This window comes from Nocardia sp. NPDC049190 (assembly GCF_040648115.1).
In the GTDB taxonomy this organism is placed as follows: domain Bacteria; phylum Actinomycetota; class Actinomycetes; order Mycobacteriales; family Mycobacteriaceae; genus Nocardia.
The window spans coordinates 307454-322537 of record NZ_JBEZDE010000001.1 but is presented as its reverse complement, the minus strand read 5'-3'; the positions used below and the strand labels follow the sequence as shown (position 1 = coordinate 322537).

Below are 15084 nucleotides of genomic sequence, written 5' to 3'. Positions count from 1 at the left end.
CCTGCGCCCCGACTCGACAGGAGCAATTCGACATGGGTTTTCCGGCGAACGACCCCGACGCGATGCGTGAACCGCTGGGCGCGTGGAAGATTCGGCGCGCCGCCCGCATCCGGGCCGCCATATAGCCGATCGACCGAATCTCCGCGATGCGCGAATCCCGAGTCACACCCGCGTGTGCACCGGCGCTGTTCAGCGCGCTGCTCGCCGGGGTTTTCACGCTACCGATACCCGCGCGGGCCGCACCGTTCCCGTGGGCGCCGCCGCCGGTGAACAGCTGCGGCGAGGTCGGTTTCGACCCGCTCGCACGCGAGCCCGATCCCGCGCTGCCACCCGCGCCCCCGATGCCGCCGCAGATCGACATCCCCGTGCCGATTCCGGAACTCACCCCGGTTCCGGTGCCGGACCCACCGCAGGACAACACCCGCATCGTCCCTGATCCGCTGCCGACCGACCCGTGCGAAAACCCATGCCCGGATATCCGGGACACGCCGAAGCCGCTGGACCCGAGCCCGAACCCGAGTCCAGTACCGAACAGCGGCACCGGCTCTAGTTCGGGCTCCGGCTCGGCGTCGGGCTCGGGCTCCGGTTCTGCTTCCGGTTCCGGCAGCGGCTCCGGCGACCCGATCAAGTTGCCCCGCATCGAATTCGATCCAGAGACCGAGCCGATTCCGTTCCCCGTACCCGGCGGCCCCGGCGAGGAACCACAACCTGCCCCGCCGCGGGTGGTACATCCGAGTGCCCCGGGCCCGCTCGCGGCGCCCGTCGCCGCGCCGCGCGTCGAATCGGTCCGTCTGGTCGAGCAGATAACCGGGCACGGGTCGGAGAATCGGACCGACATGCGGTGGCAGATCGACGGCACCGACCTCGGGTTGCTGTGGGAGACCCGGCCGGGCGAGGTCGCCGTAGTGTTCGGCGACACCTTCGGCAAGGGCTGGGGCGGCGGTGGCGCTGGCCACGACGACCAGGACTGGCGCAGCAACGTCATCGGATTCAGCACCGACCACGACCTGTCCGACGGCCTGACGCTGGATACCTTCGCGCAGGACAGCCGCTGCCACGCCGCGGAGATCCTGGGCAGCCGCAAGGTCAAGAACTGGGAGACCACCACCATCCCCACCTCCGGGTTCGCCATCGGCAGCCGGCAGTACCTGAGTTACATGTCGGTGAACAGATGGAGCCGCATTCCCGGCCTGTGGTGGACCAACTACGGCGGCCTGGCCTACTCCGACGACAACGGGCACACCTGGAAGAAGGACCAGCATGCCAAGTGGGACAACTTCTTCGGCATCGGGCGGTTCCAGGTGGCGGCGATGGTGCCGGAGGGCGATTACGTCTACATGTTCGGCACCCCCAACGGTCGCATCGGCGTGATCGGGCTGGCCCGAGTGCCGAAGGACGAAGTGCTCAACAAGTCCGCCTACCAGTACTGGGTCGGCGGCACCTGGGCGCCCGCGTCAGAGAATCTGGCCACCCCGCTGGTGCTGGGTATGGCAAGCGAGCTGTCGGTGCGCTACGACCGCGAGACCGAGCGGTGGCAGATGGTGTATCTCGATGCGGCGAAGGGCGCGATCGTGCTGCGCGACGCCGCGAGCCCACAAGGGGCCTGGACGGAAGCGGTCCCGCTGGTGTCCACGTCCGACTACCCGAAGTCCTATGGCGGGTTCATCCATCCGTGGTCGACGGATCGGGATCTGTATTTCATGCTCTCGGCGTGGGATAGCTACAACGTCTATCTCATGCACGCCCGGCTGGCTCCGAGGCGCTGACCACGCGGACGAACCGGATTGTCACACCAGGACGTGCCTGCGCCACGGCATCGACATCCGCATCGATGACCACCGCGATCACCGGGTAGCCACCCGTGATCGGGTGATCGGCAAGGAATACCACCGGTTGGCCGCTCGGCGGCACCTGGATCGAGCCGAGCGCCATACCTTCGGCCGGCAACTCACGCTCGTCCTTTCGCGTCAGCGGGCGGCCGGTACGGCGTTCCAGCCGTGCACCGATCCGGTCGCTGTCGGTGGACACTTCCCACCCGCCGTCGAACAAAGCCGCGGCATCGGTGAACCAATCGTCGCGCGGTCCGAGCACGGCACGCACAGTAACCAGGTCTGCGGGTAAAGGGGCGACCGGAGCGAACTCCACCGTCGGGAGCGCGCGCGGTGCGGGGCCGATCGGGAGCCGATCGCCCTTACCGAGCGGTTCGGGGCCCAGCCAGGACATCGTGTCACGGCTGCGCGAACCGAGCACCGGGGGCACGTCGACACCGCCACGTACCGCGACATAGCTCCGCAGCCCGACTGGTGCGTAGCCGAGCCGAAGAACCTGTCCCGGCGCGAGTTCCAGCACGAAGGCGTGCCCGACCGGTGTGCCGTCGACGGTCGCGGGAGCGGGCGCACCGGTGATCGCGATTGTAACGCGCTGCTCGGCATGCAGCGCGAATCCGCCGAGCAGCACCTCGATTGCCGCGTGTCCTTCGGGGTTGCCGACAAGCCGGTTGGCCAGCCGCAACGATGCGCGGTCCGCGGCGCCCGCGGCGCCGACGCCGGAATCGAACCAACCCGGCCTGCCGAGATCCTGGATGGTCGCCAGTGGACCGACCTCGTCGACGATGATCATCTGTCTGCCTCGACGAATCGCACTGCGCCGCCCGCGCGGATCAACGCGGGCGGGTCCCGTTCGACGTCCCACATCCGGAGGTCCGTAGTTCCGATGAGCTGCCACCCGCCGGGTGTGCTGCGCGGATACACCGCGCTGTAGCAATCAGCCAGCGCGACGGCGCCCGCCGGAATCGCGGTGCGAGCCTGGGCTCGTCGTGGAACGGCCAACCCACTGTCGGGTGATTCCAGATAGCCGAAGCCGGGCGCGAATCCAACGAAGGCACACCGCCAGACCGTTCCGGTGTGCGCCGCGATCACGTCTGCGGTGGCGAGCTCCAGCAACCGGGCCACGTCATCCAGATCGGCGCCGTCGTAGCGGACCGGGATCTCCACCGGATCCGCCGCAGACGCGTCATCCGGCAGTGTTCCACGGGAAACAATGTCCGATTCTGCATTCCGCACCGAAACGAGCAGTGTGGCCAGCGCGCGCCGCACCACCTCGCCGTCGCGCGGTGAATCCAGTATCAGCAGAACAGTTTCGGCAGCAGGCAGCACATCTTGCACACCGGCCACTGGTCGATCTCGCAGCGCCGCAGCCAGCTCCGCGGCGCTACCGCGCCGGTCCGGGGTCACCAGCAGTGCCCGATCCCCGGCAGCACGGATTGCGCGCTCGGCCGCCTGCCACCCCGCGTTCGTCATCCGCGCACCACCCTTCATCAGCATCGCTCGGCCTCAGCCGAACGGCTGCACCGACACGCCGACTTTGTCCAGCGTGCTTCGGATGAGGCGGGCCATGTCCACTGCCGCGGGCGAATCACCGTGCACGCAGATGCTCGCCGCTCGCACCGCCACCTCGCCAGACCCGTCGACCGTGCGCACGGTACCCGATATGGCGATCGAAACGGCCTGCGCCGCCGCTTCGTTCGGTTGTAACACCGCGCCGGCCATACCGCGCGCAGCGAGCGTTCCCGTCGGCGTGTACGCCCGGTCGGCGAAACCTTCGCTGACGAATCGTATTCCCGCCTCCTGCGCAGCCCACTCCAGCTGGGTTCCGGCCGGGCCGAGCAGCCCGAGTCGCGGGTCGTACTCCAGGATGGCTGCCAGCACCGCGTCGGCCAGCTGCCGCTCGCGCGCAGCCGAATGGTAGAGCGCCCCGTGCGGCTTCACATACCGCACCCGGTCGCCCGCGGACTTCGCAAAGGCGTCCAGACCACCGATCTGATGCAACACCTCGTCGCGCAGTTCGTCGGGCGCGACGGCGATCTCGCGCCGACCGAAACCCGCCAGGTCGCGATAGCCGACGTGGGCACCGATCCGCACCCCCTTCTCGACGGCGAGCGCGCAGGTCCTGCGCATGATCGACGGGTCGCCCGCGTGGAAACCACAGGCGATGTTGGCGCTGGTGACGATGTCGAGCATCGCGGCGTCATCACCCATCGTCCACGGCCCGAAGCCCTCGCCGAGATCACTGTTGAGGTCCAGCGGCATATGAGTACTCCCAGCGACGATATGTTGCGGATGGACCTCCGATTCTCGTGCCGAACAGGTCCACCGGCAAGGAGGTCCGGGGGCGCGACCTCGATCACACACGTGGTGGTTCCACTCTGCGCGGCCAAGTACGCTCAAACGATCATGGCCGCGTATTTCGATCCGACGTCCTGGTCGCCGATGCGGGCTGTCGATCTCGGGAAGCGCCTGTTCGATCAGTCCTGGCTGGAGCAGTGGATCGGGCTCGGCACCGCCTGGGTGGATCCGGTCGCCGACCTCGGCGCGGGCACCATCACGGCACTGATGCCCGACGTCGTCATGACGATGCTCAGCGAGGGCATCCTGAGCAGGTTCGGCGGCCAAGAGGTCAGCGCGACGCTGCTCGGTCACGATCTGCACGCCACCTTGCGAATGCTGAAGGTGCGCCGCCGCGGCGCGCACTTCCAATCCAAGACGGTGTTGACCGGGCTGCGCTGGGACGACCACCCGATCGAGACCATGACCGTCGTCGCGCAGGGAGTGCGGTTGATCCCCGGCGTGCCGACCAAGTTGCGCGCCGCCCAACTCGACATCGACGGCACCGTCACCACCGCCGCGCTGGTCGAGTGGCTCAATACGCGCGCACTGGACTGGACGCTGGACATGCACGAGAGCGGGTCGATCCGGGCACGACACCGCCGGAAACGAATGACTGCCCTGGTCGACGCGTCGGTAACGGACAACCGGCTCGCCATCATCGTCCGCAAGGCGGGTTGGTTCGGCATCCGGGTACCGCATCGGATGCTCGGCATCCCCCCGCTACCGCTCGAGTTGCCCCACAACGCCCGGATCGTGTCCGCGACCCGCGCGGACGATCTGATCCGGTTCCGGATCGAACTGCCAGAGGTCACCGGCTCGTTCGACCTCGCTCAGATCCGCTCCGCGATCCTCGCCGGCACCACCCTGATCGTCTTCTGACCAGGTCAGCTCTTGTTCTTCCACCACTCCAACAGCGCCGATTCGGCTTCGTCCCGGGTGAGTGGACCGCGGTCGAGTCGCAGCTCCTTCAGGTACTGCCAGGCCCGGCCGACTTCCGGACCCGGCGACAGGCCGAGCAGTTCCATGATCGCGTTGCCGTCCAGGTCCGGGCGGACTTTGGCCAGGTCCTCCTGCTGGCGCAGCCGATCGATTCGCTCTTCGAGCTCGTCGTAGGTGGCGCGGAGCGCAGCCGCCCTGCGCTTGTTGCGGGTGGTGCAGTCGGCACGGACCAATTTGTGCAGTCGGGGGAGCAGGTCGTCGGCGTCGGTGACATAGCGGCGTACCGCCGAATCGGTCCACTGGCCCTTGCCGTAGCCGTGGAAGCGCAGGTGCAGGAACACCAGCCGGGCCACGTCCTCGGTGAACTGCTTCGGGTACTTCAGCGCCCGCATCCGTTTGCGCACCATCTTCGCGCCGACCACCTCGTGATGGTGGAAGCTGACACCGCCGCCCGCCTCGTTGCGCTTGGTATCGGGTTTGCCGATGTCGTGCAGCAGCGCGGCCCAGCGCAACACCAGGTCCGGGTCGCCTTCCTCTTGGTCGATAGCCTGTTCCAGCACGGTGAGCGAATGCCAGTAGACGTCCTTGTGCTGGTGGTGCTCGTCTATCTCCAGTTTCATCGCCGGCACCTCGGGCAGCACCCGCTGGGCGAGCCCGGTCTCGCACATGATGTTGATGCCGTCGATCGGATGCGCGCCGGCGATCAGCTTGTCCAGCTCGACACGCACCCGCTCGGCGGTGATCCGGTCGATCTGATCGGCCATCGCGGTGATCGCGGCCGACACCCTGGGGTGCAGCTCGAACCCGAGCTGGGAAACGAATCGTGCGGCGCGCAGCATCCGCAGTGGGTCGTCGTTGAACGAATCCTCCGGCGCGGCAGGCGTATCCAGCAGGCCGTCGAGCAGGGCACGCATACCGTCGAGCGGATCGATGAACTCCAGAGCGCCGTCCGCGCCGATCTGGACGGCCATCGCGTTCACGGTGAAGTCCCTGCGCACGAGGTCCCCGTCCAGCGTGTCGCCGAAGGTCACCTGGGGATTGCGGGAAATCCGGTCGTAGTTGTCCGCGCGAAAGGTGGTGATCTCCAGCTGCTGGTCACCCTTGGACGCACTGACCGTGCCGAACGCCAGGCCACCCGTGTCCCATAGATGGTCAGCCCATCCGCGCAGCATCGCCTGCACCACCTCAGGCCGCGCGTCGGTGGTGAAATCCAGATCGGTACCCAGCCGGCCGAGTACCGCGTCCCGCACGCTGCCGCCGACGAGATACAACTGGTGCCCCCGCGCGGCGAACAACTCGCCCAGGGGCGTCAGCACATCCGACAGCGCCCCGAGGGTCACCGCAGCCGCAGCCAGCAATCGGGTACGTCTATCCAGCGCAGCGTCCTCAGACTTGGGCGAAACCACGAATGAGCAGCTTACCGAGGCACGGCAAAGAAGATTCCAGGCAGCCCGAGCAGCAGCGCCGACAGAGATGGACTCCCGCATCAGCCGAGCTGGCGCTACCCGAACACCGCAACGCCGAAGCCGCATAGCCCTGGCCCCACCCGCCTCGACAACCATCGGGGCGATTCAGTGCTGTCAAACGATCCCGGTCGAGGAAGAAAGCCGTCCAGCTCTGTCCAGCTCTGTCCGGTTCGTTGACGGTCGGTCATGGACGAACCACTCGATCCACCACCCGAATGCGAGCCCCGCCGCAGAAAGGCCGCTGTGCCCGATGTGTGCTCGAAGGTGGCGAACCCGCCGCTCGGCAGTCTCCGCTGACCGCCGCCACTGCCTGCGGTTATGCAATCTCCCCGACGTTCGAGCAGCACGCGTCGCTTGAAAACCGCCTGATCGCCACCCACACACCTCGTCGAGTGCGAGCCCGACGAGCACGTTCGCGGCCCGGCTCGCGTCCGAGCGACCGAAGCGCACGCGCCGAAGGCGCAAGTCTCGGTCGCTCGGACGCGAGCCACACAGGGGCCGCGAACACGCAGCGCCGAAGGCGCTGCCAAACCAACACAGCCGCGAACACGCAGCGCCGAAGGCGCTGCCAAACCAACACAGCCGCGAACACGCAGCGCCGAAGGCGCTGCCAAACCAACACAGTAGGATTGCCAGGTGTCTCCGGCCGATCGTGCGAACAGTCGACGCCGCCAGCCTCGGCGCCGCGGTTCGGCCGCCAATGCCGCGAAGCCGCGGATGCGCACGGTCCGTGAGACCTCGGCCGGCGGACTCGTCGTCGACGGCTTGGACGGTCCACGGGACAAGCGGAGTGCGGCCCTGATCGGGCGCACCGATCGCCGCGGGCGATTACTGTGGTCGCTACCCAAGGGACATATCGAAGAAGGCGAGACCGCCGAGCAGACCGCGATCCGCGAGGTCGCTGAGGAAACGGGCATCAATGGTGTCGTGGTCGCCGAGCTGGGCGATATCGATTACTGGTTCGTGACCGATGGTCGGCGGGTACACAAAACGGTGCATCATTATCTGCTGCGTTCGGTCGGTGGTGAACTGTCCGACGCCGATGTGGAGGTCACGCAGGTCGCGTGGGTTCCGTTGAGCGAGCTACATTCTCGGTTGGCCTATGCCGATGAACGGCGGCTGGCTGAGATGGCCAACAAGCTGATCGACCGGATGGAGACCGGCAAGCGATGACGCGTGGACTGTTCCGGATCTTCGTGGCGGTCCTGACCATCCTCGGCCCGATGGCGACGCTGCCGCTGCTGGTTTCTCCGGCGGCTGTGGCCGAGCCCACCGGGTCCGGATCCACCTCGAACGCGAAATTCTTGAAGCTGACACTGGATTCGGTGTCACCGACGACGGTGACCGCCACCAGTGATCCGCTGCTGACTGTTTCGGGGACGGTCACCAATATCGGTGACCGTGTGGTGGACGATGTCAGCGTCCGCCTGCAGCGAGCCGCGGCGATCACCGCGCCGAGTGGGTTGCGCGCGACTCTGCGTCTCGACCAGGTCAACTATGACGTGGCCGGCGAGTTCGAGGATGTCGCGCAGCGGCTGAATCCCGGGCAGCGCAAGCAGTTCACGCTGAGCATGCCGTTGCGCTCCGAGAGCGGTTCGCCGTCGCTGGGCATCAGCGATCCCGGTGTGTACCCGCTGCTGCTGAACGTGAACGGCGAACCGGCGTACGGCACCCAGGCCAGGCTCGACGACGCCAGGTTTCTCCTGCCGGTGCTCGGCCTGCCCTCGCCTGTCGCGGGCGACACCGCGTCCGGTTCGGTGATCGAGGCGGTACACCCGCCGACCGATGCCCCGGTGGCGACGACGTTGCTGTGGCCGCTGGCCGACCGCCCGCGGCAGGTCGCGGGGCATCCGGGCAGTGTCGACGGCAAAGTGGAACTCACCGACGATGAGCTGGCGGCTTCGCTCGGCAAGGGCGGCCGCCTCGATCAACTGTTGGCCGCGCTGGAAGGGGTGCTCGGTGGCAGCGACGGCCGGGACCGCACCTTGTCCTCGGCGGTGTGCCTGGCCGTAGACCCCGATCTCTTGCTCACGGTGCGTGCGATGACCAAGGGCTATCGGGTGCTGGCCAGTCCGTCCGATCCCGATGGCGCGACCAGGGCGGGTACCGGTGACGACCAGGCGCAGACCTGGCTGGATCGGTTGCGCAGTCTGGCCGGATCGATGTGCACGGTGGCGCTGCCGTTCGCGCAGGTCGATCTCGCAGCGCTGGCGGCGGTGAACGATCCGGCGTTGTCCGCGCGCGCCATCAGCGAACCTGCTGACATCGTCGATTCGATCCTGACCACCCGCTCGGTGCGCGGGGTCAGTCTGCCCGATTCCGGCAGTATCGATGACAGTGCCGGACTCCTGTTGCGCAGTCACGGTTTCGGTACCGCTGTGCTCGCCGACACAGCGGCGGTTGCGGAGGGCACCGCGGATTCGGCGCGATCGAACGCCGAAAGCGCTCATCAGACGACTGCCAACTCGAGCTCGCTGACGCAGACTGCGGACCCGACGAGCCCGGAAATCGTTCGGATGCCGGCGATCACCGCGATTCAGCCGTCCAGCGGACCCGCATCCGTGCCTCCGGCCGCCGGAGCACCGACGCCGGCGCCCGGTCCGGCGGCCGATTCCGCGCTGCATGCCGCGACCTTCGACATCTGGTCCGCGACGGCGCTGGCCGCAGTCGGCTCCAACCCGCCGACGCCGTCGTTCACTCCATCTCGGGTGCGCTACGAGATCACCAACGATTCGCGGGCCGCGCGGCTGCAGGATGCTCTGGGGGCTGTCTCCTGGAGTGCGCTGAACCCCCAGGCGAGCGGGCCGCGTTCGCAGTTGCTCGTTCCGCCGCAGCAGTGGGGTGCGAACCGGGACGAGGCGACCGCGCTGCTGCGCCAGGTCGAGCTGTTGTTGCGCGCGAATATCGCCACGGCGCGCCCGTTCCCCGAGTTGGTGGCGCTGCCACCGGACCCGCAGCCTTACGAGTTGGACTATCTGTCGCAAGCGGCGCTGGACGCGGTGCCGGACCGGTTCGTGGTTCCGGTGCGTGACCAAGGCCGTCGGATCAGCGAGATGATGAACGCGCTGGTCGACGTGCCGGAAACCGAACCGACCCCGCATGATTTCCTGACCCCGTTGCGCGACGATCTGGTCAGGGTGCTGAGTCTGTCGGATCGGCGCGCCGGCGATACCCCGCAACCGGACACGTTCGCCCAGCGGCGACTGGACCAGACCACCCGGACGATCGACGACCTCTACCGGTCGGTCACTGTGCTTCCGCCGGGTGGGGTGTACACGCTGGCGTCGGAACAAAGTCCGTTGTTGCTGGTCGCGCGCAACGATCTGCCGGTAGCGATCCGCGTCCGGTTCCGGATCGAGGCGCCGGCGGAGACGAAGATCACGGATCCGGGCGAGCAACAGCTTCCGGCGAACAGGACGCGGTCATTCCAAATTCCGACCGAGGTCAGTGACAGCCGCAACCTGGTCATTCCCATCTCGCTTACCACGTCGGAAGGAATTCCGCTCGGTAAACCGACGCAGGTCTCGGTGCGCTCGAACGCCTACGGTCAGGCGTTGGCGATAATTACCGCATGCGCCGGACTCCTGCTGTTCTTCTTGGCCGGTCGCCGTTTGTGGCGCCGGTTCCGCGGACAGCCCGACCCGGCGGACGAGGGCTTCGACCCCGGCAAAAGACGGCGAGTCAACCGGTACCGCCGCGCGCGGCGACGGGTTCTGCAAGAGCAGGAGCAGCACTAGGAGCCACCGTGCGCGAACCGTCGACTGGCTCACGAAAACCACTCTCACCTGTGTCGATGCGCCATGCCGCCGTGTCATGTGGCACGGTGGGGGACAATCACGAGTGTTCCCGCGCCGACACGGATCGGAGGGGGCGATGGGCAGAGTGTTCGCCGGTCACTACGGGCGTTCCAGCACGACGCGGCTCACCGCATCCACGGGGATGCGGACATCCCGGCGGTTACAGGAGGCATGATGAGCGACGATGACATATCGGCTCATCGGCCTGGACCGAACGAGCGGCGTGACGGGCCACCGGCACGCCGTGCGCCGGTCGCACCGTGGGAACGCCGCCCGCCACAGGGCGAGGAGCCGGACGTGAACGCCGGCCCGTACAGCGGCCAGATGCCACGAGTCCCGCGGGTCAGCCATCCTGCCACCCCCGCACAGCAGCAGGAGCCGGGCCAGCGCCTACCGCCGCCACAGCAGCAGCCGAGACCACAGCGGCCACCGATGCCGCCACCGCGACCAGGTCCCGTTCAGCACCCCGGACAGTGGCAGTATCCGGCCGCACCGCCGGGTCCTGCGCAGCCGCGCCCGGTACCGCCCGGTCCTACTCGCCCCGGACCGGGGCAACCCGGTGGGATACCCAGGCCGGCGCCGCCGGGCCCGCCGCCCCATGCCGCACGCGCACCGCAACCCGGATCACCGCCGGCGCCGCTGCGCCCAGCGCAGTCGGGTCCCATTCCGATGGCCCAACGCCCGCCGCAGTCGGGTCCGGTCCCCGCCGTCGCCCCGGAATCCGGCCATGCGACGCCGCCGCGATACGCCCCGGCCCAACCACAGCCATATGCTCCGCCGGTGCAGCGGCCGCCCGCTCCGGTCCGGCACGAACCGGCCGAGCCGAATCGTCCCCGGACCCAGGAATGGCCTGCGGCTACCGGGACGGAGCAGAAGGCGGCGGAGCCGAGCCAGGGCTCGAGTTCCCGGCTGCTCAGCGACTCGGGATCGATCGCCTTCGCCACGCTGATCAGCCGCATCACCGGCTTCGGTAAGCAACTACTGCTGCTCACCGTGCTCGGCCCGGCGATCGCGAGCGCGTTCACCGTCGCCAGCCAGATCCCGAACATGATCGCCGAGTTGGTACTCGGCGCGGTGCTCACCGCGATCGTCGTACCGACACTGGTACGCGCCGAGCAGGAGGACCCCGATCGCGGCGCGGCGTTCGTCCGACGTCTGGTGACCGCTGCCTTCGTCGTCCTTGCGACGGCGGCACTGTTGGCTACCGCGGCGGCGCCGGTGCTGGCCACGCACGTCTTCCTGTCCGACGACGGCAAGGTGAACACCGGACTCACCACGGCGCTGGCTTTCCTGTTGCTGCCCGCCATCCTGTTCTATGGCATGTCGGCGTTGCTCACAGCCATCCTGAACACCCGACAGATGTTCAAGCCCGGAGCGTGGGCGCCGGTGCTGAACAATCTGGTCGTGTTGGCGGTGCTGGGCCTGTACGTGCTGATGCCTGGCGAGATCACGCTGGACCCGGTCCGGATGAGCGACCCTAAGCTCCTGGTGCTCGGCTTGGGTGTCACGATCGGTGTGGTGGTGCAGGCGGTGAGCCTGGTTCCGGCGATCCGCAGGGCCGGCATCGACTTGCGGCCGCTATGGGGTGTCGACGCACGACTCAAGCAGTTCGGCGGCATGGGCGCCGCCATCATTCTGTATGTCCTGATCAGTCAGTCGGGCTTCATCTTCGCCACCCGGATCTCGTCGCACGCCGACGCAGCGGGTCCGGCGATCTACAACAACGCATGGCTGCTGCTTCAGTTGCCCTACGGCGTGCTCGGCGTCACGGTGCTCACGGCGATCATGCCGCGGCTGAGCCGCAACGCGGCGGCGGACGACACACCCGCAGTGGTCGACGATCTCTCCGCTGCTACCCGGTTGACCATGATCGCGCTGGTTCCGGTGGTCACGTTTCTGACGTTGGCCGGTCCGCAGGTCGGTCAGGCGCTGTACGGGTACGGCAACTTCGGTTCCGATGCCGAACGCCTCGGCCTCGCGGTCAGTTGGTCCGCCTTCGCACTGATCCCGTATTCGCTGGTGCTCATCCACCTGCGCGTGTTCTACGCCAGAGAGCAGGCGTGGATCCCGACCTGGATCATTCTCGGCATCACTGCCGCCAAGATTGTTTTCTCGGCGCTGGCGCCGGTTGTCACGGATGCCGAGCATGTGGTGATCGCCCTCGGCGTCGCGAACGGTCTGGGCTTCGCGGTCGGCGCCGTGGTCGGCGGCTATCTGTTGCACCGGAGTCTGGGCGATCTCAGGATGGCCAACGTCGGTCGTACGGTGACCCGTGTCGTACTGGCATCGCTCGCGGGTGGCGCGGTGATGTGGATCGTGGACCGGATCCTCGGCCTCGATCGGCTGACCGCGTCGTTCGGCGGTCCAGGCTCGCTGATCCGGGTGGCGATCACCGCGATCGTGATGTTGACGGTGGCCTTCGGCTTGATGCGCCTGGCCGGTATACCGGAGATCGTCGCCATCACCGTGGCCATCTCGCGGCGCCTCGGCTGGACCCCGCCCGCTCCGGAACTGGATCTGGAGAGCCCGGCGGAAGATCCTTACATCACACAGGTCCTCCGCAGACCGGACCCGTATCTGGCTTACCCGCGCTTCGATCCGTACATGGACGCCCAGACGATGGTGCTGCCGGTGATTCGAGCCGATGCCGTTGACATCACCGGCATGGGCGAGTTCCCGTACCCTGTTCGGCAGAAGAGCACAAGTGGCGAATTCGCCGGAACCTCGACATATCAGGGCGAAGGAGGACCGAGGGTGAGCGACGACGCGGTGGGGGGCGTCCCGGCCGCCGATTCTTCTGCGACCACGGCCGGCGGACTATCCATCGATCTACCACCGACCGCGGGGGAGCCGATGGATCCCACGTACGCGAACAACGCGTCCGGGGCGGCCCCACCGAATCAGGACGCTATGAGAGCACCGGACGGACATATGCCGCCGCGCGATCCGATGTACGACACCGGGATGATCCCGATCGGCTCGCCAGAGATGCCGCCCATGGGTGGCGAGAACCTGGGCGCACGGCGAGTTCCGCGTGGCCCCAAGCTGATTCCGGGCGCATCGGTGGCCGGTGGTCGCTATCGGCTGCTGGCAGGCCACGGCGGAGCACGCGGCCTGAGGTTCTGGCAGGCACTCGACATCAAGCTCGACCGGGAGGTCGCGCTCACGTTCGTCGACGCCGATCAGAAGGCGACCGACAACTCCGGCCAGGACGGGCCGCAGGCGATCCTGTCCCGGACGCTACGACTCGGTCGGATCAACTCGCCCGGACTCGCCCGTGTTCTGGACGTCGTTCGCGGCAGTTCCGGCGGCATCGTGGTGGCCGAGTGGACGCCGGGCCGATCGCTGCGCGAGATGGCCGAGACGGTGCCCTCGCCGATCGGCGCGGCTCGGGCGATCCGTGCCCTCGCCTCAGCGGCGGAGCTGGCCCATCGTGGCGGCGGGTCGCTGTCGATCGATCATCCGGATCGGGTGCGGATCAGCGCGTCGGGCGACGCGGTGCTCGCCTTCCCGGGCACCCTGTCCGATTCCGACGCTCAGTCCGACGTGCGCGGTCTCGGTGCGATGCTCTACGCGCTGATCACAGCGCGCTGGCCGATCCGCGCCGGCGGTCCCTCCGCGACGGTCGGCGGATTGCGACCTGCCGACTTCGGCCCGGACGGTACGCCGGTGGAACCGCGCCAGATCCGTCCCGAGGTGCCGTTCGAGATCTCCGCGGTCGCGGTGCGCTCGCTGGAGTCGAACAAGGGCGTGCGTACTGCCGCCACCGTGCAGCACGTGCTCGAGCAGGCATCGGTGGTCGACCAGAAGACCGATCTCATCCCGGTACTGCGGCTCGGCCAGCGCGCACCCGCGCGCACCGACGACTCACTCGCCGATCCGGAATTGCTTGCGGCGGAGCGGGAGCGATCGCAGCGCATGATGTGGATCATGGTCGGGCTCGGCATTCTCGCCGCGCTCGTGGTCGGCATCGTTATCTGGTGGATGGTCAGTGTGTTCGCGCCGGGCGCCTCGGAGGCGCCACTGAACGAACAGCGCAACATCGGCCTGACGACGAACAGCCAACCCTCACCGACACCGGCCGCCGCCGGCCCGAACATCGCGCCGGATGGCGTGCCGGTGCCGGTGACGGGGGTGTCGGTGTTCTCGCCGGAAGGCACCCCTGACGGCATCAGCAACGTGCAGGCGGTGCTCGACGACGATCCGGGCACCCAGTGGCGCACTGATCAGTATTTCCAGCAGTTCCCGGCCCTCAAGAAGGGGGTCGGCCTGCTGGCCACCTTGCCCAGTCCAGCCAAGCTGACCAGCGTCTCGATCAGCTCGCCGAGTCCGGGCACGTCCGTGGAGATACGCACCTCGCCCACCAGCTCGCCGACGCTGGATCAGACCCAGCTGATCGGCTCCGCCCGGCTGGCCAACGGCGTCACCGATATCCCGGTGCGCGCCGACCAAGCCGCCCGCTACGTGCTCGTCTGGATCACCGGACTGGGGAATTCCGGAGGTCAGTTCCAAACCGCTGTCACCGATATTCGCTTCGACGCCGCGCCTTAGTCCGGCCCACACCGCCGCACGCATCGTTCGTGCAGGCCATTCGCTCGCGCGCCATGCGACGCGCGGTCCGCCACTCTCGGCCCGATCGGTTTTGTTGCTGCCTGATCCGTACGGGCGATATGATCTTGGTGCGCTCTCATCAGGGGAGCTTCCCGGGTTCTGGTT

At 67.8% G+C, this 15084-nt stretch carries 9 protein-coding genes; 5 read left to right on the top strand and 4 right to left on the bottom strand.

All coding sequences use genetic code 11. The features are described 5' to 3' along the window. The first annotated feature begins 146 nt into the window (after positions 1-146). Positions 147-1766 carry a DUF4185 domain-containing protein gene (locus AB0B25_RS01170; RefSeq protein WP_357172844.1) on the top strand — a complete coding sequence of 540 codons (1620 nt, stop codon included), beginning with the start codon at positions 147-149 and terminating at the stop codon, positions 1764-1766. Here AB0B25_RS01170 and AB0B25_RS01165 read toward each other — a convergent pair. From AB0B25_RS01165 to AB0B25_RS01155, 3 genes are read right to left on the bottom strand one after another with little or no spacing between them, the layout of a single operon-like run. Then, positions 1735-2619, bottom strand: a complete 885-nt coding sequence (locus tag AB0B25_RS01165; RefSeq protein WP_357172841.1) for a biotin-dependent carboxyltransferase family protein — start codon at positions 2617-2619, stop codon at positions 1735-1737. The genes AB0B25_RS01170 and AB0B25_RS01165 overlap by 32 nt on opposite strands. Further along, on the bottom strand, positions 2616-3299 hold the full coding sequence (locus AB0B25_RS01160; protein WP_357172838.1) for an allophanate hydrolase subunit 1: 684 nt from the start codon (positions 3297-3299) through the stop codon (positions 2616-2618). Before AB0B25_RS01160 ends, AB0B25_RS01165 begins: the two co-directional genes overlap by 4 nt. A gap of 33 nt (positions 3300-3332) precedes the next feature. Then, positions 3333-4088, bottom strand: a complete 756-nt coding sequence (locus AB0B25_RS01155; protein ID WP_357172835.1) for a 5-oxoprolinase subunit PxpA — start codon at positions 4086-4088, stop codon at positions 3333-3335. 102 nt (positions 4089-4190) lie between these two features. Between AB0B25_RS01155 and AB0B25_RS01150 the strand changes: the two genes are divergently transcribed. Further along, the gene (locus tag AB0B25_RS01150; protein WP_357172832.1) at positions 4191-5045 is read left to right on the top strand and encodes a hypothetical protein; all 855 of its coding nucleotides are present in this window, start codon (positions 4191-4193) and stop codon (positions 5043-5045) included. 5 nt (positions 5046-5050) lie between these two features. On the opposite strand, the gene AB0B25_RS01145 is transcribed toward AB0B25_RS01150, so the two are convergent. Beyond that, a complete protein-coding gene (locus AB0B25_RS01145) occupies positions 5051-6511 on the bottom strand; it encodes a CCA tRNA nucleotidyltransferase (protein ID WP_357172829.1) in 1461 nt (486 codons plus the stop codon). A 696-nt stretch (positions 6512-7207) separates the two neighbouring features. Between AB0B25_RS01145 and AB0B25_RS01140 the strand changes: the two genes are divergently transcribed. From AB0B25_RS01140 to AB0B25_RS01130, 3 genes are all read left to right on the top strand, one after another. Beyond that, positions 7208-7744 (top strand): NUDIX hydrolase, encoded by a 537-nt coding sequence (locus AB0B25_RS01140; RefSeq protein ID WP_357068851.1) that lies wholly within the window; start codon positions 7208-7210, stop codon positions 7742-7744. Then, the gene (locus tag AB0B25_RS01135) at positions 7741-10308 is read left to right on the top strand and encodes a DUF6049 family protein (RefSeq protein WP_357172826.1); all 2568 of its coding nucleotides are present in this window, start codon (positions 7741-7743) and stop codon (positions 10306-10308) included. Before AB0B25_RS01140 ends, AB0B25_RS01135 begins: the two co-directional genes overlap by 4 nt. A 234-nt stretch (positions 10309-10542) precedes the next feature. Further along, the gene (locus AB0B25_RS01130) at positions 10543-14919 is read left to right on the top strand and encodes a lipid II flippase MurJ (RefSeq protein WP_357172823.1); all 4377 of its coding nucleotides are present in this window, start codon (positions 10543-10545) and stop codon (positions 14917-14919) included. Positions 14920-15084 lie beyond the last annotated feature (165 nt).